The organism is Pseudarthrobacter sp. NPDC092202, from assembly GCF_044755505.1.
Lineage (GTDB): Bacteria > Actinomycetota > Actinomycetes > Actinomycetales > Micrococcaceae > Arthrobacter.
This window is the reverse complement of the sequence record NZ_JBIVRG010000004.1, coordinates 93769-118871: the sequence shown is the minus strand read 5'-3', so window position 1 is coordinate 118871 and position 25103 is coordinate 93769. Positions and strand designations below refer to the sequence as shown.

Below are 25103 nucleotides of genomic sequence, written 5' to 3'. Positions count from 1 at the left end.
TCCCGCCTGCGCTGTTGCCGGTGCCCCTGCCAACCCCTGAACCGCCTCCATGAGTAAAGTCTTCCAGCAGGGTGTGACATTGACCCGCTGCCAAGAGCTGTATGTGGAAAACCGGGCAACAGCAGAAGACGCCACCAGTCTGGCAGCATGGGCGTGGTGAAGAGCCTTGAAACCGATCGGCTAATCCTCCGGCAATGGAAGCGGGAGGACGCCGGCTTTGTACTGGACCTCTACTCGCGCTGGGAGGTACAGCGTTTCATTGGCAGCCATCCCCAGGTGATGCGGGACCGGTCCCAGGCCGACGAGCGCATCCGCGCCTGGCAGCAGATGGACAACCCCGTCCACGCTGTCTGGGCAGTGCAGCTGAAGGAACAGTTGCAAGGACAGGCCGGGCTGCGCGGCCATGGCACGGGCGGTGGCCCCAACCGGGGCACTGAGCAAGACCTTCCTGCCCCGCTGGCCGGCACCCTGCTCCTCAAGTCCATTCCGGCCTCGGGCGATGACTTGCCGTTGGAACCTTCAGGAGACACCGAAATCGGCTGGCACTTCCACCCGGATTACTGGGGGCATGGCTATGCGACTGAAGCTGCGGCAGCGGTCCTGTCTACGCCTTTGCAGGCGGCCTGGAAAAGGTGGTGGCAGTGACCGCCCCAGCCAATAAACCCTCGCAGAGCGTCTGTTCGCGGATCGGGATGAGGCATTGCGGGCAAACTCGCAGGTACTACAACGCGCTGTGTGAGCTCTTTGAAGCGACAGCCCCGGCACAAGCCAAGGACCACGCTGACGCGGGGACATAGCTAAGGCGGAACGACGACGTCGGGAGGCAGCGCCGTCGTCCGTCCGCCTAGGCCGTACCTTTCCACAGCCGCTGCCACCAGGGGCGCGCAGGCTGCGGTTCCGCCGGAGGCTCGGCGGGGCGGGCTGCACGGCGCTGGCGCCACCGGCCCACTTCGTCCTCAATGTCCCGGGTCTTGGTGACAACCGGCGGACCGCCCTGCAGCTGGCGGCGGGCGTCGATGACGCGGCGGTTGAAATCCTGCAAAATGTCACGGACCTGCTGCTCCGTGTACTGGGCGTCGAGCCTGGCATCAAGTTCGGCGTCCTCCTTCCGGACCAGGATGGCCGCCGGACCGAGGCCGCTGATATTTTCCCGCTGGATGAGGCCCTTTACCCACCAATCGGGATCGTACGACTCCCCCAGCCCCGGAATGGGCTTGCCGGCATACTTGAGGTTGTCGAACTTGCCCTGCGCCATGGCATCCCGGACAAGGTATTCCGCCCGGGCAGCGTCGCCCACCTTCTTGCGCTTCTCCCGCTCCTTCTCTTCAAGGGCGTCCAGCTCCGCTTCTTCCTCTGCGCTGATGCCTGCCCCGCGGTAGGAACGCATTTCGGCAGCACGCTCAAGGCGCTTCCGGTACTCTGCTGCACCGCTTCCCATTGCCGCCACCGCCTCACAATTTTTGCAACGTTCCCTTCCAGTATTCAGAAGCCTTTGGCCGGGTTCAACGCCCGCCTTCGCTTCACTTAAGCTGGGCAAGCGGGGGCCACACAAGGAGGAGGCAGTGCCATGGATGCCAACGGAGAAGCTGAGCGTTCGGCAACTTTCAGCTGGACAGATCCGCGCGTGGGCCTTGAACACTTATCCCGCTTGTCCGGGCTGGACTACCTCACCGGAATGCGGGACGGAACCATTCCGCGCCCGCCCATGGCGTCCCTGATGAACCTGGCCCTTGTTGGAGTTGAGCCGGGTCGCGTGGAGTTCGAGTGCACGCCGGCCGAAGCGCACTACAACCCGCTGGGCATGGTGCACGGCGGCTTGGCCTGCACGCTCCTGGACACTGTTGTTGGATGCGCCGGGCACAGTACCCTTGCCGCCGGATTCGGTTACACGTCCATCGACCTCTCCGTCAGCTACCTTCGCCCCATCACCCTCGAGCACGGAATGCTCCGGGCCGAAGGTACCGTGACCAAACCGGGATCGCGGGTCATCTTCGCTGAGGGGCGCATCTTCGGGCCGGCCGGTGAACTCCTGGCCACCGCCACCAGTTCACTCCTGGTTTTCGCCACGGCCCCGGCCCGGTAGGCCTCCAGCCCAACCCAGCCAGCAGCAGCCCCGCCAGCCCGGGAAAAACTGAAGCGTACGACGGCGGGACGTCCCGCCGTCGTACGCTTTCGTTGTGCTTGTGGTGCAGTAAGCCGTTCAGGCGTTGGCGTGTTCGGCGAGGATCGCGTCAATCTGGCCGACAGCTCCAGTCATGCCCTCCTCCATGCCCATCTGCACCATCTGTTCCATCTGCTCTTCGGACTCGAAGATGGTGGCAACGGTCATGGTGGTACGGCCGCTGCTCTCCTCAAGCGTGACCGTGACGTGGGTGCTCCCCATGGCTTCCACGGGCGCGCCGTTGTCGTCTGCGAAACCGTCGTCGAACTCCAGCCTGGCAGGCGGTTGGATGGAGGTGAAACTACACCACCCGCCGGCCTTCTCGCCCTCGGGACCGGTCATGTAGTAGCCGGCCCTGCCGCCGGGCTCGAAGTCGAACTTCTCGAAGGTGGCCGGCCAGGTGGGCGGCCCCCACCACCGCTCGAGCTGGCGCGGGTCTTCCCAGAGCTGCCAGACGCGTTCGACGCCGGCGTCGAACTCAGCGGTGAGGATGAAGCTGAGCGCCTCAAGATTCTTGGTGGTACCAGTAACGGACATTGCAAAACCCTTCCTTATCCTTCAGCCAGAATGCTGGCGATCTGGTCGACGCGCTGCCGCCAGATCGCCTCATACTCATCGAGCAGCCGCCGGGCTTTTTGCAGGCCTTCATGGTTTCCCCGCACGATCTGCTCCCTTCCGCGCTTTTCCTTGGTCACCAGGGACGCGCGTTCCAACACCGCAACATGCTTTTGGACTGCGGCGAAGCTCATGGCATAGAGGGCAGCGAGGCCGGACACCGAATATTCGCCCACGGTCACACGGCGGACAATATCGCGGCGGGTGGAATCGGCGAACGCCTGGAAGAGGCGGTCCAATTCGGCTTCACGAAGCTGATCTACAACCATTTGGTTGTACGATAGTCCTGCCCGCCCAGGCTGTCAATGGCCTGGGGAAACGGGCTTGCCGCTGCCCCGGGCACCCGGCCCGCCCGGTATCTTGATGGCCATGAGCATCTTCCTCGCCGGCGCCGGGCCGGACCATGCAGCCTTTCCGGAGGTCTTTGACCGCTTCGCCGAGGCCGTCAGCCCGAGTTCCCGCCACGAGGCGCCCGCCCGGGTGGCGGTGGTGGTCCACGACCGCCACGGGAACCCGGAAAGCCTCCTCCCGGCTTACGTGGATCCGCTGCTCGCGCGGATTGAAGTGGAGGTGGTGCCGGTCCTGCTCGATGCGGGCGCACCCTGCGATCCCTCCGTGTTCGACGGCGTCGACGGGCTGGTGGTGGGCGGCGGACTGACGCCGGGGTACTGGGAAGGGCTCGCCGCCTCGGCACGCGCCATTTCCGCGGCAGTTGCCGGCGGGGTGCCCTACCTCGGCTTTTCCGCCGGGGCCATGATCGCACCGAAGCGGGCACTGATGGGCGGCTACCTCAGCCGCGGCATTGAGGTCTGCGGCGAAGAATGCTCTGAGGGCTTGGCTGAGCTCGAGATCCGGGACGGCCTGGGCCTCGCCCCCTTCGCAGTTGATGTCCACGCAGCCCAGGCCGGCACGCTCAGCCGCGCGGTGGGAGCCGTGGCTGCCGGGCTGGTGGAGAGGGCTGTGGCCGTGGACGAGGACACCGCACTGGTGCTGGCAGCGGCAGGCGAGGACACCTTCGAGGTACTGGGCCATGGCAACTGCTGGGACATCCGCCGGTCCGGCACGGCCTGCATCGTCTCCGTGCTGCGGGCGGATTAAGGGCCCGGACGGAGCGGCGCCAAGACCATTCCTTTAGGCGTCGAAGTGCGTTTTGGCCCTGTCCCCGGTCAGTTGCTCAATCAGTTCCGCCGCGACGTCCCGCAGCTTCTGGTTGCGGTTGCTGGAGACCTTGGTGAGGATGTCCATTGCCTCCGCCTGGGTGCACCTGTTCTGGGCCATGATGACACCGCACGCCAGGTTGATGGCCGTCCGGCTCTGCATGGCAGCTTCAAGGTTGTCCGCCCGGCTTTGCGCCGTGTCGAGACGGACCGAGAGATGAAGCGTGTTGTGCGCGGCCGCGGCGAAACCCAGGGCCTTCTCATACACATTGGTGGTGAACATGCCAGGCTTCTGCGCAAAGAAATTCAAAGCGACGCTGGCATCACTGTTAATCTCCAGCGGCACTCCGAGGGAACTGCGGATGTTCGCCTCGGAAAGCTGCCGGGTCAGCTCCGGCCAGCGGCCATCGGTGGCGACGTCGTCAATAATCACCGGGGACATTTCCCGCAGGGCTTTGATGCAGGGGCCGTCTCCAACCACCTGCTCCACCTGGTCCAGCTCCACCGCCCGCCGGCTGCTGCCGGCTACCGTGGTGGGCTTGCGCCGGAGCTTGAGCGTGACGGCACACTCGATATGGTCACCCGCCACCTCGGAAACGGATGCAGCGGCAAGCCCGGCAAGCCCGGTGAGAAACTCAACAACGTTTTCCGCGCCGACCAGAATGCTCTGGAGCTCTTCTATTGGTTCTTTCTCCGGTGCACTCGACATGCGCCCATCTTACTGTCCCGCCTGCCGCAGGGCAGTGGAGAAGCCTCCCATGTTTGCCCGATCCACGCCGCGAACCGTCTTTGAAGGCGGACCTCCGGACTTGGCCCTATGCTGAAACCATGGCGCAGCAACTTCCCCTTGATGAGCTCAGCACTGTCATAGCTCGGATCCAGGGGCTGCTCCTCACGGAGGAAAAAGTCACCACAGCCGTCCGGCTCCTGGCCCAGGCCGCCAAGGAGTCCGTTCCAGGCACCATCGGAGCAGGCGTGTCGCTTTTGGATGCCCGCGGACGCCGCACCAGCAGCGGCTATACCGACAGCATTGTGAGACAGGCCGATTCCACCCAGTATGAGTGCGGGCAAGGACCGTGCCTGGCTGCATGGGCAGCCGAGGAGCCCGTGCTGGTCAAGGACCTGGCGAATGAGTCCCGCTGGCCGGAGTGGCGCAAGGCCGTCGCCGGGCTACCAATAACGTCAGTGGTCAGCGCTCCCCTGATGGCCGGCCGCGAAACCCTCGGTGCCCTGAAACTGTATGCCGCTACCCCTGGCGTGTACGACGAAACGAGTGTCCGACTGCTCCAACTCTTTGCGGCCCCCGCGGCCACCCTGCTCGCGCATATCCAGGCCAGTGAGGCCCCCCAAAGGATGACCGAGGGCCTGCAGGCCTCCCTGTACAGCCGCGATGTGGTGAACAGGGCGTGCGGAGCGCTGATGGAGCGGTTCGGGATTCCCCACGAGGCAGCACTGCAGCGGCTGATAAAGCTTGCCCGCGACGAGAACGCTGCACTGCAGCACGTCAGCGAACGCGTCCTGGCCGGGACGCTGCCTGCCGGATCCTAGGAACTCATGGGTTTCGATCCGAACGAACCGGAACAACGCCGCCGGCTCCGCGCTGCCATCAAGGCGGCGGATATCCCTGTGTCCGAACTGTGGCTGAAGTATTTCAGTCTCTCGGGCGACGCCGGGGAGTATGAGGTGGAAGCCTACCTGCAGGGGCTTCTTTCGCTGCCGCCGGTGCAGCGCGATCTGCTGGCCCTGGCGGCCAACGAACTCATTGACGACTTGCCCCGGCCGCGCGCACCCTACTCGGATGACTTCCCGGGGTCCGGCGATGTCCCTGGCTCCCCTACTGAGGGACAGGGCGGCCGAGCAGAGGGGCCAGGGCGGCAAGCGGACGATTAGTCTGCAACCCTCCCCGTATCAATAGGTCCGGGACCGGCGTAGTGTCGGTAGTAGGAGATTTCGGGGATGCGGGACATCCGGGGTTGAATACTCGGGCCAGCCAGCGTAGAGAGCAGCGGCCGCCAGCCAGGGGTTAGCCTTCTGGTGCATCCAGGGATCGAGGCCTCATGGCCAAGGAAAGCACGCTCACCACATCGGACAGGATGCAGGACCTGCTGCTTGAAAGTCCCGGGTTCCCCGAATTCCTCCTGGGACTGGCCACCCTGTCGGCCTCCCTGCTTGGTTCAGACGGCCAGATTACGTGCACCATCACGGTGGAGCGCGACGGCGGGCTGGCCACGGTCGCCAGCAGCAGCGAGGAGGGCCGGAGGCTGGACGAGACCCAGTATGCCTTTGGCGAAGGCCCCTGCCTGACCGCCCTGCGCCAGCAGCGCCTCGTTCGGGTTCCGGACCTGCTGGGCGACGAGCGCTGGAATGGATATACAAGAGCGGCAAGCCAGGAGGGGGTTCGTTCCGTGCTGGCCATCCCCATTCCCACGGACGCTTTCTCCCATGCGGGGCTGAACTGCTATGCACGGACCATCGATGCCTTCAACGAGGAATCCGTGGTGCTCCTGGAGCAGCACGCAGCGTCCATGTCCAGGGTCCTCCGGATCGCGCTGCGCCTGCATGGGGCGGACGTCCATCCCGAACACCTTAGGGCAGCCCTCAAATCCCGCGCAGTTGTGGATGCGGCCGTGTCCCTGATCATGCTCCAGCACAGGGGCGGTCGGGACGGCGCCCTGCAAATCCTCCGCCTGGCGGCGAAGTCCAGCAACCGTAGAATGCACGCGATCGCCCATGACATCGTGCTGGGAGCTGAGCTCCCTGCAACCCACCAGGACGGAGCGTAGGGATGTATCCCTACGGGGCCGACGGGCCCGAACCGCCGGACTGGACAGGGGAAGAACGCAACGGAACTGCCAGGCGATTCCGGGACGCGGACCTGGCCCTGGACAAACTTTGGATCTACTACTACGGCATCGGCGGCGATATTGATGAGGTCTCACTGGACGCGTACCTCCATGACGCCCTGGACATACCGGCAGCGCAGGTGAGCCTGATTGCCACAGCCATGACGGAAATGTCGGAAGGGGAAGCACTGTGACGGCTTACGGAAACAGCACAGGCAGCTTCAGATTCAACTCGGATGCGCGCGACCTGCCTGACGTCGACATGCGGCTGCTGGATATGGTCCTGGACAATGGCGATATCGCAGCGTTCCTTACGGATCTGGCGGTTGTTGCCGCCTCCCAGCTCTCCGTTCCGGGGAATCCGGTCCATTGCGGGGTCACCGTGATCCGCCACAAGAGGCCGGAGGCCGTAGCCAGCAGCGATGCGGAAGCGCGCGCCCTGGACGAACTGCAAAACGGATTCGGCGACGGCCCCTGCCTCACCGCGCTGCGCAGCAAGACGTGGCTGCTGGTTCCGGACCTGGGCGTCGAACAACGCTGGCCCGCCTACACCAAGGTTGCCAGGGCCCAGGGGGTAGCCTCGATCCTTGCCATGCCGCTGGATCTTGCCGGTGAGGCAGAAGCTGTCCTGAACCTCTACGCCGGCCGAAGCCACGGCTTTTCAACGGATGACATCGCCACCGTGGAAGCGTTCACAAACCAGGCTGCCAGTGCAATTCGGCTGGTCCTCCGGATCACCCAACTCAGCGAGGTGCGCAGCGACCTCTCCTCCGCCCTAAGGTCCAGGACTGTCATTGACATGGCTGTGGGAGCGATCATGGCCGAGAACCGGTGCACCAGGGACACCGCATTCGGCATCCTCACCAAGGCTTCGAGCACCCGCAACGTCAAGCTCCGCGAAGTGGCGGCGTCCGTGATCGCCTCCATCTCCGGCGAGAAGGAGATCGACACCTACTTCGACGAGTAGGGTCCGATGGGCCGTGGAGCAAAGGTCCGTCCGGGAAGGACGTGATCAGACTCACGCGCAACATTCTTGAGGCAGCCCAGTCCTGCTGGGCACTATGGAAGGGATCGGCAGGCAACGCCTCCCCAGCGGAGCACGGGACTGCCGATGGCCGGTGTGCTTGGTCACATCGGGCTTGATCCGGTTGCCAACCCCTTAGGCAACCTGCACCATTGAAGTACGGGAACGCGCTTTCCCATGCAGTACCGCCTCATAGACGAGGCCACGGCCCGGTCAAAGAAGATTCCAGGCCGCCAACCGCAAGAAATGGAAGTTGAATAATGACGTTCGATGCCACTGACTCCGTGACCCTGAAAATCTGGGACCGCTCCGCCCTGCACCACACCCTTGACTCCGCCGTCAGCGAGCTGTCCGCGCGGCACAACACCACTACCTGCCGTGTCGCCGTTACCTGCAGCGGACCCAACACCTTCACCCTGAGCCTGCGCGGCGAAGGCAAGGCTCTGGCCTCCGCCTAGGGTGCCACCGCTGAAAGGCAAGCGGACGACGCCGGTACCTCCCGGCGTCGTCCGCTTCCGTTAAGCGGGGCGGGCTTCCTTGCCCCGCCCCGGCACGTGGCAAAGTAAAATGTGAGGAATCCAGGCAGAAGCGCCGTCCGAGCATCAAAGGTAACCATGAGGCAGCAACCACGTGCGCACGCCGAACCCGGCGCGCCGGGCACACCACAGACAGACCCAGGACACCAGGGCACCAGCCAGCAAGGCACCAATCCGCCGGGCACCGCGTCACTTTCACTGGTTCCCGCGGCCCTTGTCTCGGCGTCGGGCTTCCTGCTGTTCGCATGGCAGGACCGCCTGTCCGGGTTCCTGCTCCTGGCCGCCGCCCTGGTTGTGGCCGGATTCATCAGCCGCACGCTCCTGATCGACCTGGCGCTGATCGCCGTGGGCCTGACGGCCATGAGCCTGGTCCCCATCACCACGGACATCAGCACCGAGCACATGATGGTGATGGGAACCGCCATGATCCTCGCCGTCGGAATTCCCTATTCCGTCTCGAGGTTTGTCACCAGGGACCACGCCATCCGCTTCCCCATCCGGACGGGCCAGCCCTGGACGCGCGCGGAAAAGTGGTACCTTCCTGCCGTCCTGGTGATCGGATATGCGCTGATGCCGGTCTATATGATCCGGACGGGCGTGTACACCAACTGGCCGGCTGTGAGCGATCCGGACGGCATCGCCCGGCTGTTCCTCGGCACCAACGTGCTGGGCATCTGGGACGAACTCTTCTTTATCTGCACGGCGTTCACCCTGCTGCGGCGGCACCTCCCGGACTGGCAGGCCAACCTGTTGCAGGCGGTGCTGTTCACGTCCTTCCTCTGGGAGCTGGGCTTCCACTCCTGGGCACCGTTCTTCATCTTCCCCTTCGCCCTGTTGCAGGCCCGGCTCTTCACGGTGACCAAGTCGCTGTCCTATATCGTCAGCGTCCACCTCTTGTTCGATTTCGTGCTGTTCCTTGTCCTGATCCACTCCCACAACCGCGAGTGGATAGACATCTTCCTGTACTGAAATCCTCCAGCCTGAAAGCGAACCACCACCTTGGATACTCCGGCCCGCGGCAACACCCGTTTTGAGATTTCCTCCCTGCCGTTGCCGGTGATCCAGGCGCCCATGGCGGGCGGGCCGTCCACTCCGGAACTGGCCGCGGCCGTGAGCTCCCGGGGAGGAATGGGCTTCCTGGCCGCCGGCTATAAGACCGCGGCGGCGGTGAAGGCGGAGATCGAGGCAACGCGGAAGCTGACCGGCGCCCCCGTGGGCGTCAATGTCTTCGTCCCGCAACCCTCAATGATCAGCGCCCGCGCGCTGGAAGAGTACGCCCTGTCCCTGGCTCCCGATGCACGGCGTTTCGGCGTCACCCTGGGAGATCCGCGCCATGACGACGACGACTGGGACAACAAGATCGATGTCCTGATGGAGCAGGTCCCCGAGGCGGTCTCCTTCACCTTCGACCTGCCGGACCCCGCCGTCATCGCCGCCCTGCAGCAACGGGGCGTGTGCGTCATTGCGACGGTAACGTCGCGGCCCGAAGCCGTGCGCGCTCTGGAAGCAGGCGTTGATGCGCTGTGCGTCCAGGGACCGGAAGCCGGCGGCCACCGCGGCACCTTTGACACAGCGCCGCGCCCGGAGGGGGAATCCCTGCACGGCCTGCTTGAAGAGCTGGCGGACCTCGGTGTGCCGCTGATAGCTGCCGGCGGGATTGCCACCGGCGCCGATACCCGTCAAGCCCTCTCCCGCGGAGCTGCGGCGGTCCAGGCCGGCACGGCATTCCTCCGCGCGGACGAGGCCGGCACCAAGGCGGCCCACCGGCTTGCCATGTCCTCGGGACGCTTCACCACCACGGGGGTCACGCGGGCCTTCTCGGGACGGAACGCGCGGGGGCTCCTCAACGAATTCATGCGCCGCCATGACGGCGGGGCTCCCGATGGCTATCCGGAGGTCCACCACCTCACCACTCCCCTGCGTGCTGCAGCGGCCGCTGCAGGGGATGCGGACTGGCTGAACCTGTGGGCCGGAACCGGTTTTCAAAGGACGACGGCGGGCCCCGCCTCGGCCATCCTGGCTTCCCTTAAGCCGTAGCCCGCGGGAGTTTTAGGCTGGCCTATTCCTCGCCCGTGTCCTGCGCTTCCAGGAACCTGTCCATGGCTTCGCAGGCCCGTTTCCAGCGGGCGTTCAGGGCGTGCCGGCTCAACGGTTCGGACATTCCGTTGAGCACTTTCTCGATGGCATCAGATGCGGCGTCCCTGGCCCGGTCCTGCGCCGCCGGGGTGTAGTAGTTCATGCCGGTTATTCGTTACGCAAGCAGCAGCGGATGGCGGGCCCATCCGTCCACGCACGACGGCGGCCGGCCCCTTCACGGGACCGGCCGCCGTCGAACGCGTTGTGCTGCTAGAGGGTGGAGGTGTCGATCACGAAGCGGTAGCGGACGTCCGAGGCGAGGACGCGCTCGTAGGCCTCGTTGATCTTCTCGGCCGGGATGACCTCGATCTCGGCACCGATGCCGTGCTCGGCGCAGAAGTCCAGCATCTCCTGCGTTTCGCGGATGCCGCCGATCATGGAGCCGGCGAAGGACCGGCGGCCGCCGATCAGTGCGAACGCGTTGACGGGGAGCGGCTCAGCGGGGGCGCCAACGTTCACCAGTGCACCGTCGAGTTTCAGCAGCTGCAGGTAGGAGCTGATGTCGATCGAGGCGCTGACCGTGTTGATGATGAGATCGAACGTGCCGGCGAGGTCGCTGAAGGTGCTCTCGTCGCTGGTGGCGTAGTAGTGGTCGGCGCCCAGCTTCAGGCCGTCTTCCTGCTTCTTGAGCGACTGGGACAGCACGGTGACCTCGGCGCCCATGGCGTGGGCGATCTTGACGGCCATGTGGCCGAGTCCGCCCAGGCCGACGACGGCGACCTTCTTGCCGGGTCCGGCGCCCCAGTGGTGCAGCGGGGAGAAGGTGGTGATTCCGGCGCACAGCAGCGGAGCGGCGACGTCGAGCTCGAGTGCTTCGGGGATCCGCACCACGAAGTCTTCGGTCACCACAACGTGGGTGGAGTAGCCGCCCTGGGTGATGGTGCCGTCGCGGTCAACGGCACCGTAGGTGCCCACGTTGCCCTTGAGGCAGTACTGCTCTTCGCCCTTCAGGCAGTTCTCGCAGTCCTTGCAGGAGTTGACCATGCAGCCGACGCCGACGCGGTCGCCCACGGCGTGCCTGGTCACCTCGGAGCCCACCTGGGTGACGACGCCGGCGATCTCGTGGCCGGGAACCAGCGGGTACTGCTGCGGGCCCCAGTCGCCGCGGACCGTGTGGATGTCCGAGTGGCAGATGCCGGCGAACTTGATGTCGATCAGGACGTCGTGGGGTCCCACTTCGCGCCGTTCGATGGTGGTGGGAATGAGGTCCTCAGTGGAGGACGGGGATGCATAGGCCTTGACGGTAGTCATGGATCTCCTGGGGTTCTGTTGGGGGTTATTAAAATGCTACAGGGGCCGGTCGCCATCAAACCGGATACGGGGGCCCGTAGCGGTGGCCCTGCTGTAACTGGTTCTGGCAGTCCTACCCTTGCCGGCCCTCGTACTCAGCATCGGTGATGTGCTCAGCCCAGGCCGTGGTGGCTGCCGGGTCTTCATCGTTTTCGAGGATTGCCAGGTGTTCCATGAAGGTTCCGTTGGCTGAGGCATGCCAGTGCTCTTCGCCCGGCGGAGTGTAGAGGGTCTGGCCGGGGTGGACGTCGATGATGTTTCCGTCCCGGGTGCCGAAGCGTGCCACGCCGGAAGTCACATGCAGGTACTGTCCGCGGGCGTGCGAGTGCCACGCCGTGCGGGCTCCCGGCGCGAAGCGCACCTTGGCAGCAACGGCGCGCTGCTCCGGCCCGTGAGGGAGCACGATCATGTCAACCCAGACATCGCCGGAGAACTGTTCGGGCGGGTTCTTGAGGGTCTCGCGGACAGGTTCGAGGTTCATGGTGTTTCCTTCCAGGCTGGACGTGCCTCCATCAAACCGGCTGCCTGGAAACGTAGCGAGGGCCCTGCTGAACCGGGTTTTGGCAGACCCTCCTTTGGGCGCCGGGATTCGTCGTAACGTGTCCTGTATGGATAACCGAGCCGAAGTACGGCAGTTCCTCTCCACGCGCCGGGGGCGCATCACTCCGGAACAGGCGGGCATTGAACCGTACGGCGGGCGGCGGCGCGTGCCCGGACTGCGCCGGGAGGAAGTGGCCCGGCTCGCCGGAGTCAGCGTGGACTACTACACGCGGCTGGAACGCGGGAACCTCTCTGGCGTTTCGGAAAGCGTCCTGGACGCAATCGCCGGGGCGCTGGAGCTGGACCGCGCCGAACATGACCACCTTTACGACCTCGCCAGGACCGCCAACATGTCCGGCCGGAAACGTGCCGCCGCCCCCGCACCGTCAGGCGTGCGGCCCGAACTGCGGTACCTCCTGGACACCATCACCGGGGCACCGGCCTTCATCGGCAACAACCGAATGGACATCGTGGCCGCGAACACCCTCGGCTACGCCTTGTACTCGGACATGTATCGGGGGCCCGGCCGGCCCGCCAACCATTCACGGTTTATCTTCCTGGACCCCAGGGCGCACAACTTCTACACGGACTGGGAGCGGGCGGCGAGCACCAACGTGGCCATCCTGCGGCGCGAGGCAGGCCGGAATCCGCATGACAAGGGCATTGCGGAACTCATTGGCGAGCTGTCCATGCGCAGCGACGAGTTCCGCACCCGTTGGGCAGCCCATAACGTCCGCCGGCACTATGCCGGCACGAAGTTTTTCCAGCACCCCGTAGTGGGGCTGCTGGAGCTGAACTACCAGGTGCTGGGGCTGGAAGAGGATCCAGGGCACTCGCTCACGGTCTATCCAGCCACGCCCGGCAGCCCGTCCGAGGAGGCCCTGAAGCTCCTCGCCTCCTGGGCGGTGACGGAGAACATCGCGGATCTGGCCCAGGCGAACGCCCGAGGCTAGGCACCATACGGGCTAGGCGGGCGTGCCCTCTTGGGCCGGTTCCGCCGGTTCCAGCCCGGATTCGTAGCCAATGAGCCAGTGGAGGCCGTGCTGGTCGATAACCTGGCCGTCCGATGCGCCCCAGGGCTTGGGGCCGAGCGGGTCCACCACCCGTCCGTCCACGGCAAGCTTGTCGAACCACTCGTGGAGGACTTCCGGTTCGGCTGTCCCCAGCAGCGACAGCATGACCCCTTCAAGGCGGACGCTGTTCTGCCCTTCCGCCGCGTCCGATCCCGCCACGGCAACCACGCCCTTGAGCACTCCGTGGGCTATGGCGTCCGGCGGCCCGTCCTTGCGCCCGAAGTCCTCATAGCTGTGCAGGAAAAGCTCCCCGCCGAAGACCTCCGCGTAGAAACTCAAGGCTTCACGGGCTGTGCCGGGAAAGCTGACATAGATCTGGGGTGCCGTCATTCGCCCAGCATACAGACCGCGCGCGGAGCATCTGGAGAAGACTGCCGGCTGCAGGCCAGCCGGCTGGGTTGGCCCGCCGGTGGCGGTCAGCTGCCCTCGCGCCGCCAGCGGTAGGGAGTGGTGGTGGAGACCTTGACCAGTCCCGAGCGTTCCAGGATGGGCCGTGAGAATTCGGTCGAGTCGCTGTGGATGAGGGTCTTGCCCAAGCGGAGTGCCGACTGTGCCCGGCGCGCGGTCAGGGCCCGGTAGATCCCGCGGCCGCGCCATTCCGGGCGCGTGGCGCCGCCCCAGATCCCGGCGAAGGCGGTGCCTTCCACCGGTTCGAGGCGGCCGGCACTGACAATCCGGCCGTCCGCCTCGGCCACCCACAGCTCCATCCCGTCGTCGAGTGAGAGCCGGTGCAGCAGGGCATCGGCCATCGCGTCGGAGACCGGATCGCCAAAAACTGCATCCTGCATGGCGCTCATCGCCCGGACGTCCTGTTCATCCACCACCTGCCGCACCACCACCCCGTCGGGGACGGGTACGGGAACGCTGAGTGCCTGCGCGCTGCCGATCATGATGGATTCCGGCGGATCAGGAACAAAGCCGTGCTGCAGGAGCGCCCCCTGCAGCCCGGGAGCGTGGTCGTGGCCGCGTGTTTTCCATTCCACCCTGGTGACTCCGGAATCAGCCAGGAAGTGGTCCACCGCCTCACGGACCAGCCTGCTGATGGCGTCCTCGCCCGCATTCCCGAGGTCCCGGTACGTCACAAATCCGCGGCCGTCGCGGAATGTCCCGAGGTGCAACGGACCAAGCTTTGTCACCGAGGCGGCGCCGGGTGTCTCGGCATCCGTGCGCAACTGGTCATCGTAGGCAGCCAGGAACCGTGCGGATTCACTCATTCCGCGAGTTTACTGGTGGCCGCAGGGTTCGGGTGCTTGGCCGCATCGGACCCCTCCGGGGTTTCCTCCCCGGGCGGCTGAGGTTTGTAGACCCAGGCCACCAGGACCACTGAGATGATCATCAGCAGGAACCAGGCCACGAGTTTCTCCAACCCGACAGGCTCCCAGCCGTCCACCTGGCCGGGATACAGCCAGGCGCCGGACCAGGTGGCGATGTTCTCAGCCACCCAGATGAACAGCGCCACCAGCAGGAAGGCGACCAGCAGCGGCATCCTGTGATGCTTCCGGAAGACCCGGAAGTGCATCACGCACCGGCCAAAGACAACCACGACGGCGGCGAGCAGCACCCAGCGCGCGTCCCAGATGTAGTGGTGGCTGAAGAAGTTGGCGTAGATGGCCGCGGCCACGGCCGCCGTGATCCAGCGCCGCGGATAGTGGGCGAACTTCAGGTCGAACAGACGGTAGACGCGGACCATGTAGGAGCCAACGGCCGCGTACATAAAGCCGCTGAAGAGCGGAACAGCGCCGATCCGCAAGAAGCCCTCGGCCTCGTAGGACCAGGAGCCGGCGTCGGTCTTGAAAAGCTCCATGACCGTCCCCACCAGGTGGAACAGGATGATGACCCGCAACTCCTTCAGGGTCTCCAGCCTGAACGCGACCATGAGGATCTGGATTCCGACGGCGGCGATGGTCAGGAAGTCGTTCCTTGCCAGTCCGGCCCCATCCGGGTACCAGAGCCGCGCCGCCATAAGCACCGCGAGCAGGGCGGCACCAAAGATGCACGCCCAGGCCTGTTTCAGGCCGAACACCACGAATTCGGTGAGCTTGGGCCGGATGCGGCCGGCAGGTGCGCTGGCCAGGAAACGGCGCGCCCGTTCGTCAAGCCGCGCCTCCAGCGGCGTGGAGCTAAGCACTCAGGCGCCCTGCCCGGCGGGAGAAAGTGTCCAGCTCCGAGAGGCAGTAGTTCTTGAACCAGTGCCGGAGGCCCTGCGGCAGCTTGGGGTAGGCCACGGCGAGCGCTTTCATGGTGCGGTGGAACCGGCGCTCATGGCGTCCGCTCCACGGCAGGCCGAAGTCATTGCGCAGCTGGTCCGGGAGGAGGCCGGCCGTCAGGAACCTGGCGAACGGCATGATGGCGCGGTACCAGAGTGCGGCGTGCTGTGGGTACAGGAGACCCCGGCCCACCCGGATGGCGGCGTCGCTCGCCCGGAGGGCGGCCATGCGGCCGTCATAGTACCGGTAGAACGTTTCACGGTCCTTCGGCCACATGTCGGGCGGAAGCTGCAGGGCTGTCCCAAGCTTCGCGTAGTCCCGGTACATGGCATCGGCGGACTCGTCGTCGAGCGGGCCATAGATTTTCTCGATGATCACCAGGGCGGTGTCGTAAAGCGTCGCCGTTACCCACAGCTGCAGCTGAGGGTCGTAGGCGTTGTAGCCGGGCGTTTCGTGATCGCCATCCCGGCGCACGGGGACGTGGGCGCGGTTCACCCTGCGCCGGACCTCTTTGACCTGCTCGTCCGTCCCGTAGGTGACGGCATACACATAGGTCAGGGTGCCCTTGAGCCTGTTGATGGGGCGGTCCGTGAAGGTGCTGTGCTCCGCAACGCCGCGGCCCACGCCGGGGTCCGCGAGCTGCAGCAGAATGGCCCGTCCCGCTCCCGCGAGCAGGATGACCTCAGCGTTTAGGTCCGCAAGTTCCTGCGCCATTCCATCAGGGTACCGGAGGGTCCAAAGGATGGCGCCGGCCTGGGAAGCCTCCTTACCTGGCTAACCTGATCTGGAACGCGAGGGCCCCGGCGCTGAGGGCCACCTGCGCCAGAACCAGCCAGAGGTGCACTGTGCCCAGGTACAGCGCAAGCATCACGGGAACCATCACAAGGACTGTCAGGTCCGTACCGCGCAGAAGGGTGGACAGCTGGTCACGGGGAACCGGCCCGAACGGGGTTTCCACCGGTGGCCTGGACCAGTCCGCGGCAGGACGTGTGGCCGCGCGGAGGGTGCCGGCGCCCATCCCGGCGCCAGCTGCAACCCCCAGCGGGACAAGCAGCGGACCTGCAGCGCCCAACGCAGCGAGGATCCCGGTCAGTCCGCCCATCCACAACGCCGACGCAACGGCCGGCATCACAAGCCGGCTCAGCCGCACCAGCCACGGGGCCAGGGGTACCAGGGCGTCCAGTTCCGGGATAAGGGCGGTCCTCCGGATCACTCTCCCACTCCCCGCGGCCGTGGCGCAGCCTGCAATGACCATCACGGCGATCTGCAGCAGTGCAGGCAGTGCGGGGTGGATCAGGACCACACCGACGCAGGCGGCAAGCGACAGCAGCGGCCCGGCAAGCGGCGGCCGCAGCCGGAAGAAAGCCACCACATCCGCGCGGACCAAGGCGTGAAAGGCTCCGCGGACCGGCTTGGCGTGGAACCCCGCACCCCACCGGCGTTGCCTGGCACCCCGTGGTTCCACCGCAAGGGCACGGTGGAGCTCGTTGGCTTCGAGGAAGAACAGGGAGGCGTGCACATGCCCTGAGACCGCACCGCCGCGCGTCAGGTCGGCACCAGGAACCGTGCCGGCGCGGGGTGCAATGTAGGCGAGCAGGCCGATGGCAGCCGCGAGCGCGGCCAGCGGCGGCCAGATTGCAGGCGCCACGAACGGCAGGACCGATCCTGGCAGCAGGCATGCCAGGAGAAGGGCACAGCGTCCCGGCCGATGCTGTTGCGGCGTCAGCTGCAGAACGGCGGCGCCGGCGACGGCGATGATTGCCACCATTCCGAAGGTCGCCGCTGCCAGCAGGTGTCCGGCGGCCTGCCGGTCCAGGGCGGTGAGGACACTGAAGGGCAGGTAGGCGACGGCGGCGGCCAGCCCCGAGGCCAGGGTCCTGCGAACGAAAGCAGGCAGCACGAAGAGGCGCCGGTCCACAGGCAAGGGCAGCCACCATACGGCCTCGGCAGGGCTGGCCGTGACTGGCCCCAGTCTTCGCGCGAGTACGGCAAGGGAAACCAGGCCCGCGTAGGTCAGCAGGACCCAGAGAACCTCGGCAGGGAGGACCTGCCACCGGCCGTCCACTAGGCTGCGGTCCACCACGCCGCGTCCGGCAATTTGGTCCCGCAGCGCCAGGACGAAGGACACCGCGATGGCGGCAACGCATCCCAGGGCCAGGACAGTGGAGTACACATCGAGGAGGACGTCCCGCAGCGCTGAACGGGTCCGGTTGTACCGGCGCGCAGTCCCCCGGGTGAAGGCCACGATCTCCCGGGCGAGGCCCGGCCCCGGCGCGGAGCTGTGACCACGTAGCGCCGGATAGGCCGCCGTCTCAGGATCCCGCAATGGCTGACGCTCCCTGCATCGGGTCCACAAGTTCCACAAGATCGCCGACAACCAGGCATTGTGTGGCTGTCTGCACGAGCAGGCGTGGATCGTGCGTCACCAGGACCACAGCGGCGCCGGCTCCAGCGCTGCCACGGATCCGGCCGCCCAGGGCATCCCGCATGACGGGATCCAGGCGCTGCTCAGGTTCGTCCAGGATCAGCAGGGACGACGGCCGGATGAACCCCGACGCCAGGAGGAGCCGACGCCGCTGCCCTGACGACAGGGAGTCCGGCACGGCGTCCGCCCTGCCTTGGAGTCCAAAAAATTCCAACTCGGCGGCGACGGCCTTCTCAGGCGACGCCACCGAGTGCCCCCGCGCCACGAGCAGAAGGTGCTCGCGCACCGTAAGCGACGGGAAGAAAACATCCTCGTCAAAGACCGCAGCAACCTGCCGACGGAACGGCACGGCGTCGGGCATTACCGGAAGCCCGTGAACCAGCGCATCCCCTGCCAGCGGCAGTTGCCGCCCGGCCAGCGTCCGCACCACGGTGGACTTGCCGGCGCCGTTGACCCCAACTACCGCCAGGACCTCACCCGGTTCCACGGCAACCGTCACCCCGCCGCACACGGATGTATCCCCATAGCCCACCACTAATTCCCTGGCCTCCAGCACTGCCCCCACACCTGCCATTCCACCACCCTAAACCGGCGGGCAAGAGCCGGCCGCAATAGACAAGTTTACTTTACAGTCAAGTTCGCTTTACAGTGGAGGCATCGACTACCGAAGGCAACTGGGGGACTGACATGACGGAGAGTAACGGGAACACAAAGGGAAATGCGGTGCGGACCGCCTGGGGACGGGCCCGGTTTGGCGCCCGTGCAGTGCCGGCCATGGTGCCCGCCATCCCAGTGGGAATCGTCCTTGCCGCGCTGGTGGCGGCAGTTGCCGCCCTGGCTGGCTTTTCCCCCCAGCGGCCTTTGCTGGGTGCGGCCGTCGTGGCATCCCTCACCGCCCTGCCCCTGAGTGCACTCGCCTGGGCGTTCCTCGTTGACCGGGATTCCCTCAAGGGGGCGGCCGCCCGCCCGGAGGAATCCGTGGAGTCGCGCTGGTACGACGCTTCTGCAGCAGGCGCTTTCCATGACCTGCTGATCATTGCCGGCCTTGGAACAGCAGTGCTGTTCCTGACGCCCCTGGAAATCGACGGTTCAATAGCGCTGCTCGCTGTGACCGTCGCAGGAATGCTCTCCGTGGGTGTGCGGTACACCGTCAGCCGAAGCCGAGGTTAGCGGGTGGAGAACACCCTTCCGGAACTGCGCCGGGAGCATGGCTGGTCGCAGCAAAAGCTGGCCGATGCGCTGGGGGTCTCGCGGCAAACAGTCATCTCCATCGAAAAAGGCCGGTTTGACCCCTCGCTCCCCCTGGCCTTCCGCCTGGCAGCACTCTTTGGCTGCACCATTGAGGACATCTTCACGCCGGACAGCTAGCACGAGCAGCGCCCGGGAAAAATCGAGTACCCACCACTCGTGCCCTCCATCCCCGCTGCCCGTAGCGTCCTACGAAAGCCTGCGGGTATCACCGCGGGAATTCCGGCTGCGAGGGGGGTCATGGGCTGCATCGAGGCACCGACATGACCCAGCCCGACGGTAACGTCCCTCCCCTCCTGGACCCGGCAGTGCTGGAGCGGCTGCGTAACGAACTCGAGGATGATGAGGGCGTGTGGAAGGTCTTCGTGGAGGCCTTCATCGCGCAGATGCCGCAGCGGCTGCAAAAGGTGCGGCTCGCGCTGACCACCGGGGATTTGCCGGGGGCCATGGACGCGGTCCTGAGCCTCAAGACCGCGAGCCAGATGGTGGGGGCGGAGAGGCTCGCGGCCCTCGCCCTGGAGCTTGAAGCGTCACTGCGGGAGGAAGCCAGGACAGCAGACGCTGCCGTTGTCCTGCCCCGGCTGGCAGCCGAGCACCTGCGGCGGCTCAAGCAGTGCGCGCAGCGCACCATCTATGTCCTGCAGGACCACCTGCGGCACCGGCCCTGAACGAAGGCACCGAGTCCCCTGGACAAAGGCGGGGCAAGGAACAGCAAACGTACGACGGCGGCCCCGCCCGCCGTCGTACGTTTCCACATTGGGCCTAAAGACACCAGCAAGAAGTGCTGGGGACAGTGCATACTGGCGCCATGGCTGATGCAGCGCGAAAACCGGACCGGATCCTCCTCGTGCTGCTGGGGGTGGTCGGACTGCTGGTGGTAGTGGCCCTCGCAGTGGTTTTTTCCCGGGGGGACCCGGAACCCCTGGACGAGGCCAGCCCTGCAGGAGTTGTCCAGCGGTACAGCACGGCGGTCATTGACGGCGACCTCGAAACGGCCGAAACGTACCTCACGGAGTCTGCCCGCACCATCTGCCGCGGCTCGTACTACGGTGAGCCCCGGCCCGCCCGTGTGGTCCTGGTGTCCACATCGGAGCGGGACCAGTCGGCCACCGTGCGGGTCTCAATCGTCAATTCGTCCCAGGACGGGCCCTTCGGCCCCTCCGAGTACGAGTCGGAGGACATGTTCAGCCTGGTGAAATCGGATGGAGACTGGAAGATCAGCCAAGCGCCGTACCAGCTGATGGCGTGCACCGGAACCCTGGTCAAGCCATGAGCGCCCCGGCCGGAATGACAATTTCGACGGCGGGGCCTGCCCAGGTGACGCTGCGGCGGCTCATCCAGTACGCCCTGCTGTTTGCCCTGGTGGTGATTGCCGCCAGCGGCCTCAGCGGGCTGCTCGAGCGGCTGTTCACGTCCGGCGCTGTGCTGGCATCCACCGATGTCGCGGGGCTTGCCCGGTCCCTGGCCTTCACCCTGATCGGCGGACCGCTCGCCCTGCTTCTGTGGTGGTTTGTGTGGCGGAGGCTCGACGATGAGGCCGAGCGCACATCCGCAGGGTGGGGCCTTTACATCACCGCCATGTACGGCGTGTCCCTCATTATTTTCACCACCTCGCTGCTGGGGATGGCGGCCTCGCTCATAGGTCAGCGGGACGGTGACTGGGCACCGGCGCTTGCCAATGGCATTGCCTGGGCTGCCATCTGGGCGTGGCACCGGTGGATGTGGAAGCACCCCCGGAAGCCCACCGTCCACCTGGACGACGTGCGCGCCGTCGTCGGCTCTGTATTCGGCCTGCTGCTCGGCGCCGGTGCCGGCATCGCCGCGCTCAGCGGCCTGCTCGACGTCGCAATCCGGGGCTTTCCCCTGACAGTGACCGTTGAGCCCTGGTGGTACTCGGTGCTCCGTTCGCTGGTGTGGGCCGCGGGCGGAACCGTTGTCTGGTGGTGGCACTGGTTCAGGGAGGGCGGACGCCGCTTCCAGACCAGCCTGGTTGACAGCATCATGATCATCGTCGGCGTTTTCGCGGCCGGCATCACTGCCCTTGGCGGGGCCGGCGTGGTCCTGTTCGTGTTCCTGCGGCTGGCGTTCGACCGGAACGACCCCCTGAACGACCTGCTGGAGCCGCTGGCACCGGCTGTGGCCGCAACACTCGTGGGGGCGGTGGTGTGGCGCTACCACCGCACCGCCTCCATCCGCCGGTCCCCCGCCACCACGCGGGCAAGCCTCCTGGTGACGTCCGCCGTTGCCCTGGCGGCATCCGCTTCCGGGGTGGGCGTTGTGGTGAACGCGCTGCTGGCAGCCGCCGTGTCACCGCTGGCGGGAGGGGCCACGCGCACCCTGCTCCTTGGCGGCATCAGTTCCCTCCTGGTGGGCGGGCCGGTCTGGTGGCTGGCGTGGAAGCCCCGGAACCAGCCACAGGCCGCCGACGCCATCCCGCCCGGACGCCGCGTCTACCTCATAGCGTTCTTTGGCGTCAGCGCCGTGGTGGCACTCATTACGCTCCTGGTGATCGGCTACCGCGTCTTCGAGTTCCTGCTCGGGGACGTCACGGGCGGCAGCCTCCTTGACCGCATCCGTGCCCCGTTCGGGCTCCTGGTGGCAGCTGCCCTTGTGGCCGGGTACCACTTCGCCCTGTGGCGGCACGACCGCGGCCTCCTCGCGGCCGCCCAGCCGGCCAGGAAACGGACCATCGAACAGGTCACCCTGATCATCGGGCAGCACCCGGACCCCAGCGCCCTGGCGCAAGGCGTCGCCGAGGCCACGGGCGGTGCCAGGGTCACCGTCTGGCTGCGGGCGGACGACGGCGGCCAGGCCCTTCCGGCGCCGGGTACGGCTTCGCCGGGGGCAGCTTCACAAGCACAGGATGCAACGGTGAGCCAGGTGGCGGCCGCCCTGGACGGAGTCACGGCGCAGCACGTACTGGTGCTTGTGGGCCACGGCAGGCTGGAAGTCATACCCCTGCACAGCCCGCCAAAATAGCGGGAGTTTTTGTCCAGATATGCAGGCTTCAGCGGCACTTATCCCTGCATATCTGGACAAAAACTCTAGGCGGGCGGCGGCTTTAGCCGAAGCTCAGGAGCACTTTCCCTGACTCGGCCGAGTTGCGCGCCACGCTGAAGGCTTCCAGGGCCTCCCCCACTGGGTATTCGTGCGTGATAACGGGGTCGATCTGCAGTGAGCGGTCCGCCAGGGCGGCAATAACGTCGTCGATCTCGTCATTGAAGCGGAACGAACCCTTGAGCTCCAGCTCCCGGGTGATGGCCAGGGAGATCAGTACCGGCTGCGGGCCGGTGGGCAGCAGCCCCACCATCACCACGGTGCCGCCACGGGTTGCCCCCTGGATGGCGGAGGCGAGGCCGTGATGGTTGCCGGAGGATTCAATCACGACGTCGGCCTCCACGGCGGCGATCCCCTCGGCATCACCGGCGGCGAGTACCGAGTCCGCCCCCACGGCTTTCGCGATGTCCAGCGGCTTTTCATGCATGTCGACGGCGGTGATGCGGCTTGCGCCCGCCCGCTTCAGGACTGCGACGGCAAGGGCGCCGATGGGGCCGCTGCCGATCACCAGCGCGGTCTTGCCGGCAACATTCCCGGCCCTGGCCACAGCGTGCCACGCCACGGCGGCGGGTTCGATCAGGGCCGCGGTGCGCAAGCCGATGCCTGCCGGCAGCGTCCGGAGCATCCGGGTGGGGAGGTTTACGTAGCGGCTGAAGGCCCCGTCCTTGTGCGGGAACCGGGCAGCACTGCCCAGGTAGGTGCAGCCCGGCGAGAGATTGGGCCGGTCTGCCGGATACCGCGCGGCCCCCGGTCCGGGGGTTGCTGGGTGGACCGCAACTGGGGTGCCTGCTCCAGGTCCGGTACCGTCAGCAGCTGCGCGGACAACGGTCCCGGAAATTTCATGACCCAGCACCAAGGGCGCCTTCAGGATGGATTCGCCCGCGGCCCCGTGCAGCCAGTAGTGCAGGTCGGAGCCGCAGATCCCCCCGTAGTGCACTTCGATCACGGCCTCATCCGGGGCGGGAGCGGCGAGGGTGAGTTCGTCGATCCGCAGGTCTCCGGCCGCATGGGCCACCACGGCCGGGCCTGTGACGGGAAGGGCCGGGGAGGGAAGGTCTGTGTTGGTCAGCATCAGACCACCACCGTCATTCCGCCGTCGATAAAAATGGTCTGCCCGTTAACGAAGTCTGAACCGCTGGATGCCAGCCACACGGCAGGGCCGGCGAGATCCTGGACGGTTCCCCAACGGTTGGCCGGGGTCCGGCCCAGGATCCAGGAGTTGAACTGCTCGTCGTCCACCAGGTTCTGGGTCATTTCGGTGTGGATATACCCCGGCGCGATCCCGTTGATCTGCAGACCGGCGGTCGCCCACTCAGCAGTCATGGCACGGGTCAGGTTGCGCAGCCCGCCCTTCGCCGCGATGTAGGGCGCAATGGTGGGGCGGGCGAGGTCGGTTTGGACCGAGCAGATGTTGATGATCTTGCCGTGGCCGCGGGGAATCATAAAGCGTGCCGCCTCGCGGCCCACCAGGAAAGCACTGGTCAGGTCCGTGGAGATCACCCGTTCCCAGTCCTTCACATCCAGGTCCAGCATGGGCACCCGGTGCTGGATGCCCGCGTTGTTCACCAGGATCTCCAGCGGGCCCACGTGCTCTTCCACCCACGCGATGCCGCGCGCCGCCTCGGCGTCGCTCGTGACGTCGAAGGCGACGCTATGGATGCGCCCGGGCGCGAAGTCGGCAGCCATTGCTGCCGCGGCATCCTTGAGCCGCTCCCCGTTGATGCCGTTCAGCACAACTGTTGCCCCGGCGTCGGCCAATGCCCTGGCCAGCGCGTTGCCGATCCCCCGGCTGGAACCGGTGACCAGGGCTACCCGGCCCGTCAGGTCAAAAAGCGAACTCATGCGAAGGGACCTGCCTGTACCAGGTTGGCCGGGGCCTGGCCCGCGGCGAGCGCCTCGAGCTGCTTCCGCAGGAGTTTGAGGATCCGTGGCTGGAACGCTGAGGCGTTGCCGCCCACGTGGGGCGTAATCAGGGCGTTGGGCGTGGACCATAGCGGGTGGTCCTGTGGCAGCGGCTCGGGATCGACGACGTCGATGGCGCACTGCAGGCGGCCGGAGAGGACTTCCTTGGTCAGCGCAGCGGTGTCCACCACCGAGCCTCGGCCCACATTCACCACCAGGGCGCCGTCGGGCAGGGCAGCCAGGACCTCCTCGCCGATCAGCTGGTGCGTGTGATCATTCAAGGGCAGCACCGACACCAGGATGTCGTGCTTGGCGGCGAGCGCTGTCAGGTCCGAGGACGCGTGGACTTCGCCGTGCTCGTCCGTCCGGGCCGAGCTTCCCACCCGCGTGATGGTGACTTCGAACGGCTCAAGCCGGCGGGCGACCTCCTGCCCGATCCCGCCGACCCCCACCAGCAGCACCCGCCGGTCCGCCAGGGACTGGCGCCGCTCCGGCTTCCACAGCCCATACTGCTGGTCCCGGACGGCCTGGTCGATGCCGCGCAATTTGGCGAGAATGAGCCCGATGGCCAGTTCCGCCGTCGCCGCCGCATGGACTCCCGAGGCATTCGCGACGCCGGCCGCCGGGCCTGCAGCCTCAATGACTCCGTCGAACCCGGTGGACTGCGTCTGCACAAACTTCAGCCCGGGAACCTTGGCGAGGGACCCCAGGACAGCGCCGGCGTTGATGTACGGCAGGATGACGCCATCGATCCCAGCCAGCGTCCCGCCGTCAGGATCCGTCTCCAGGTCCCAGACCACTCCGCGCAGTCCTTCGGGCAGGGGTGAGAGATCGTCCAGGAGCTGCTGGTCGGGGAAGCTGACGGTGCGGACTGTTTGCATTGGGAAAC

33 protein-coding genes are annotated in these 25103 nt (G+C 66.3%); 17 read left to right on the top strand and 16 right to left on the bottom strand.

Annotation, left to right across the window (positions count from 1 at the left end):
* Window positions 1-156 precede the first annotated feature (156 nt).
* The gene (locus ACIQF4_RS08690) at window positions 157-645 is read left to right on the top strand and encodes a GNAT family N-acetyltransferase (RefSeq protein WP_400515112.1); all 489 of its coding nucleotides are present in this window, start codon (window positions 157-159) and stop codon (window positions 643-645) included.
* A 199-nt stretch (window positions 646-844) separates the two neighbouring features.
* Here ACIQF4_RS08690 and ACIQF4_RS08685 read toward each other — a convergent pair whose 3' ends face one another.
* On the bottom strand, window positions 845-1438 hold the full coding sequence (locus tag ACIQF4_RS08685; RefSeq protein WP_400515184.1) for a DUF1992 domain-containing protein: 594 nt from the start codon (window positions 1436-1438) through the stop codon (window positions 845-847).
* A gap of 129 nt (window positions 1439-1567) precedes the next feature.
* Here ACIQF4_RS08685 and ACIQF4_RS08680 point away from each other — a divergent pair, with 129 nt between their 5' ends.
* The gene (locus ACIQF4_RS08680; RefSeq protein ID WP_400515114.1) at window positions 1568-2083 is read left to right on the top strand and encodes a PaaI family thioesterase; all 516 of its coding nucleotides are present in this window, start codon (window positions 1568-1570) and stop codon (window positions 2081-2083) included.
* A 117-nt stretch (window positions 2084-2200) separates the two neighbouring features.
* Here the strand turns inward: ACIQF4_RS08680 and ACIQF4_RS08675 are convergent, their stop codons facing one another.
* Complete coding sequence (locus tag ACIQF4_RS08675) at window positions 2201-2698, bottom strand: SRPBCC domain-containing protein (RefSeq protein ID WP_400515116.1); 498 nt, start codon at window positions 2696-2698, stop codon at window positions 2201-2203.
* A gap of 14 nt (window positions 2699-2712) precedes the next feature.
* Complete coding sequence (locus ACIQF4_RS08670) at window positions 2713-3045, bottom strand: metalloregulator ArsR/SmtB family transcription factor (protein WP_350005605.1); 333 nt, start codon at window positions 3043-3045, stop codon at window positions 2713-2715.
* A 100-nt stretch (window positions 3046-3145) separates the two neighbouring features.
* Between ACIQF4_RS08670 and ACIQF4_RS08665 the strand changes: the two genes are divergently transcribed.
* Window positions 3146-3874 (top strand): hypothetical protein, encoded by a 729-nt coding sequence (locus ACIQF4_RS08665; protein ID WP_400515118.1) that lies wholly within the window; start codon window positions 3146-3148, stop codon window positions 3872-3874.
* A 33-nt stretch (window positions 3875-3907) separates the two neighbouring features.
* Here the strand turns inward: ACIQF4_RS08665 and ACIQF4_RS08660 are convergent, their stop codons facing one another.
* Window positions 3908-4642 carry a GAF and ANTAR domain-containing protein gene (locus tag ACIQF4_RS08660; protein ID WP_350005609.1) on the bottom strand — a complete coding sequence of 245 codons (735 nt, stop codon included), beginning with the start codon at window positions 4640-4642 and terminating at the stop codon, window positions 3908-3910.
* 119 nt (window positions 4643-4761) lie between these two features.
* Here ACIQF4_RS08660 and ACIQF4_RS08655 point away from each other — a divergent pair, with 119 nt between their 5' ends.
* From ACIQF4_RS08655 to ACIQF4_RS08620, 8 genes are all read left to right on the top strand, one after another.
* Window positions 4762-5481: a GAF and ANTAR domain-containing protein gene (locus ACIQF4_RS08655; RefSeq protein ID WP_400515120.1), complete on the top strand. Its 720-nt coding sequence runs from the start codon at window positions 4762-4764 to the stop codon at window positions 5479-5481.
* Between the two features lie 6 nt (window positions 5482-5487).
* Window positions 5488-5823 (top strand): hypothetical protein, encoded by a 336-nt coding sequence (locus ACIQF4_RS08650; RefSeq protein ID WP_400515122.1) that lies wholly within the window; start codon window positions 5488-5490, stop codon window positions 5821-5823.
* Between the two features lie 167 nt (window positions 5824-5990).
* The gene (locus tag ACIQF4_RS08645; RefSeq protein ID WP_400515124.1) at window positions 5991-6716 is read left to right on the top strand and encodes a GAF and ANTAR domain-containing protein; all 726 of its coding nucleotides are present in this window, start codon (window positions 5991-5993) and stop codon (window positions 6714-6716) included.
* Between the two features lie 2 nt (window positions 6717-6718).
* Complete coding sequence (locus tag ACIQF4_RS08640; RefSeq protein WP_400515125.1) at window positions 6719-6970, top strand: hypothetical protein; 252 nt, start codon at window positions 6719-6721, stop codon at window positions 6968-6970.
* Window positions 6967-7743 carry an ANTAR domain-containing response regulator gene (locus ACIQF4_RS08635; RefSeq protein ID WP_400515127.1) on the top strand — a complete coding sequence of 259 codons (777 nt, stop codon included), beginning with the start codon at window positions 6967-6969 and terminating at the stop codon, window positions 7741-7743. The genes ACIQF4_RS08640 and ACIQF4_RS08635 overlap by 4 nt, the downstream gene beginning before the upstream one ends.
* A 317-nt stretch (window positions 7744-8060) precedes the next feature.
* The gene (locus ACIQF4_RS08630; RefSeq protein WP_066279129.1) at window positions 8061-8258 is read left to right on the top strand and encodes a hypothetical protein; all 198 of its coding nucleotides are present in this window, start codon (window positions 8061-8063) and stop codon (window positions 8256-8258) included.
* Between the two features lie 276 nt (window positions 8259-8534).
* Window positions 8535-9305, top strand: coding sequence for a type II CAAX prenyl endopeptidase Rce1 family protein (locus tag ACIQF4_RS08625; protein WP_400515186.1), 771 nt, complete (start codon window positions 8535-8537; stop codon window positions 9303-9305).
* 30 nt (window positions 9306-9335) lie between these two features.
* A complete protein-coding gene (locus tag ACIQF4_RS08620; protein ID WP_400515129.1) occupies window positions 9336-10373 on the top strand; it encodes a nitronate monooxygenase in 1038 nt (345 codons plus the stop codon).
* Between the two features lie 22 nt (window positions 10374-10395).
* Here ACIQF4_RS08620 and ACIQF4_RS08615 read toward each other — a convergent pair whose 3' ends face one another.
* From ACIQF4_RS08615 to ACIQF4_RS08605, 3 genes are all read right to left on the bottom strand, one after another.
* Window positions 10396-10575: a hypothetical protein gene (locus tag ACIQF4_RS08615; protein ID WP_188731601.1), complete on the bottom strand. Its 180-nt coding sequence runs from the start codon at window positions 10573-10575 to the stop codon at window positions 10396-10398.
* 107 nt (window positions 10576-10682) lie between these two features.
* Window positions 10683-11723: an NAD(P)-dependent alcohol dehydrogenase gene (locus ACIQF4_RS08610; protein ID WP_350005623.1), complete on the bottom strand. Its 1041-nt coding sequence runs from the start codon at window positions 11721-11723 to the stop codon at window positions 10683-10685.
* Window positions 11724-11835: 112 nt separating this feature from the next.
* Window positions 11836-12243 carry a cupin domain-containing protein gene (locus ACIQF4_RS08605; RefSeq protein ID WP_400515132.1) on the bottom strand — a complete coding sequence of 136 codons (408 nt, stop codon included), beginning with the start codon at window positions 12241-12243 and terminating at the stop codon, window positions 11836-11838.
* A gap of 127 nt (window positions 12244-12370) precedes the next feature.
* Between ACIQF4_RS08605 and ACIQF4_RS08600 the strand changes: the two genes are divergently transcribed.
* Entirely contained in the window at window positions 12371-13255 is an 885-nt protein-coding gene (locus ACIQF4_RS08600; RefSeq protein WP_400515134.1) for a helix-turn-helix transcriptional regulator, read from the top strand.
* Between the two features lie 12 nt (window positions 13256-13267).
* On the opposite strand, the gene ACIQF4_RS08595 is transcribed toward ACIQF4_RS08600, so the two are convergent.
* From ACIQF4_RS08595 to ACIQF4_RS08570, 6 genes are all read right to left on the bottom strand, one after another.
* Window positions 13268-13705 (bottom strand): VOC family protein, encoded by a 438-nt coding sequence (locus ACIQF4_RS08595; RefSeq protein ID WP_400515136.1) that lies wholly within the window; start codon window positions 13703-13705, stop codon window positions 13268-13270.
* Window positions 13706-13791: 86 nt separating this feature from the next.
* Window positions 13792-14589 carry a GNAT family N-acetyltransferase gene (locus ACIQF4_RS08590; RefSeq protein ID WP_400515138.1) on the bottom strand — a complete coding sequence of 266 codons (798 nt, stop codon included), beginning with the start codon at window positions 14587-14589 and terminating at the stop codon, window positions 13792-13794.
* The gene (locus tag ACIQF4_RS08585) at window positions 14586-15503 is read right to left on the bottom strand and encodes a DUF817 domain-containing protein (RefSeq protein ID WP_400515139.1); all 918 of its coding nucleotides are present in this window, start codon (window positions 15501-15503) and stop codon (window positions 14586-14588) included. Before ACIQF4_RS08585 ends, ACIQF4_RS08590 begins: the two co-directional genes overlap by 4 nt.
* Window positions 15496-16296 (bottom strand): oxygenase MpaB family protein, encoded by an 801-nt coding sequence (locus ACIQF4_RS08580; RefSeq protein ID WP_400515141.1) that lies wholly within the window; start codon window positions 16294-16296, stop codon window positions 15496-15498. Before ACIQF4_RS08580 ends, ACIQF4_RS08585 begins: the two co-directional genes overlap by 8 nt.
* Window positions 16297-16348: 52 nt before the next feature.
* Window positions 16349-17908, bottom strand: a complete 1560-nt coding sequence (locus ACIQF4_RS08575; RefSeq protein WP_400515143.1) for a DUF6297 family protein — start codon at window positions 17906-17908, stop codon at window positions 16349-16351.
* Window positions 17895-18572 carry an ATP-binding cassette domain-containing protein gene (locus tag ACIQF4_RS08570; protein ID WP_400515189.1) on the bottom strand — a complete coding sequence of 226 codons (678 nt, stop codon included), beginning with the start codon at window positions 18570-18572 and terminating at the stop codon, window positions 17895-17897. The genes ACIQF4_RS08575 and ACIQF4_RS08570 overlap by 14 nt, the downstream gene beginning before the upstream one ends.
* A 122-nt stretch (window positions 18573-18694) precedes the next feature.
* Here ACIQF4_RS08570 and ACIQF4_RS08565 point away from each other — a divergent pair, with 122 nt between their 5' ends.
* The 5 genes from ACIQF4_RS08565 (at window position 18695) to ACIQF4_RS08545 (ending at window position 22234) form a co-directional block, all read left to right on the top strand.
* Window positions 18695-19177: a hypothetical protein gene (locus ACIQF4_RS08565; protein WP_400515146.1), complete on the top strand. Its 483-nt coding sequence runs from the start codon at window positions 18695-18697 to the stop codon at window positions 19175-19177.
* A 3-nt stretch (window positions 19178-19180) separates the two neighbouring features.
* The gene (locus ACIQF4_RS08560; RefSeq protein WP_400515147.1) at window positions 19181-19375 is read left to right on the top strand and encodes a helix-turn-helix transcriptional regulator; all 195 of its coding nucleotides are present in this window, start codon (window positions 19181-19183) and stop codon (window positions 19373-19375) included.
* 143 nt (window positions 19376-19518) lie between these two features.
* Window positions 19519-19923, top strand: coding sequence for an Hpt domain-containing protein (locus ACIQF4_RS08555; protein WP_400515148.1), 405 nt, complete (start codon window positions 19519-19521; stop codon window positions 19921-19923).
* A 140-nt stretch (window positions 19924-20063) separates the two neighbouring features.
* Window positions 20064-20528, top strand: a complete 465-nt coding sequence (locus ACIQF4_RS08550; RefSeq protein ID WP_400515150.1) for a hypothetical protein — start codon at window positions 20064-20066, stop codon at window positions 20526-20528.
* Window positions 20525-22234: a DUF5671 domain-containing protein gene (locus tag ACIQF4_RS08545; protein ID WP_400515152.1), complete on the top strand. Its 1710-nt coding sequence runs from the start codon at window positions 20525-20527 to the stop codon at window positions 22232-22234. The genes ACIQF4_RS08550 and ACIQF4_RS08545 overlap by 4 nt, the downstream gene beginning before the upstream one ends.
* A gap of 82 nt (window positions 22235-22316) precedes the next feature.
* On the opposite strand, the gene ACIQF4_RS08540 is transcribed toward ACIQF4_RS08545, so the two are convergent.
* Genes ACIQF4_RS08540 through ACIQF4_RS08530 form a run of 3 tightly spaced genes read right to left on the bottom strand, consistent with a single transcriptional unit; the run spans window position 22317 to window position 25095 of the window.
* On the bottom strand, window positions 22317-23384 hold the full coding sequence (locus tag ACIQF4_RS08540) for an L-idonate 5-dehydrogenase (protein ID WP_400515154.1): 1068 nt from the start codon (window positions 23382-23384) through the stop codon (window positions 22317-22319).
* On the bottom strand, window positions 23384-24154 hold the full coding sequence (locus tag ACIQF4_RS08535; RefSeq protein WP_400515156.1) for an SDR family oxidoreductase: 771 nt from the start codon (window positions 24152-24154) through the stop codon (window positions 23384-23386). The genes ACIQF4_RS08540 and ACIQF4_RS08535 overlap by 1 nt, the downstream gene beginning before the upstream one ends.
* On the bottom strand, window positions 24151-25095 hold the full coding sequence (locus tag ACIQF4_RS08530) for a 2-hydroxyacid dehydrogenase (RefSeq protein ID WP_400515158.1): 945 nt from the start codon (window positions 25093-25095) through the stop codon (window positions 24151-24153). Before ACIQF4_RS08530 ends, ACIQF4_RS08535 begins: the two co-directional genes overlap by 4 nt.
* Between the last annotated feature and the right edge of the window lie 8 nt (window positions 25096-25103).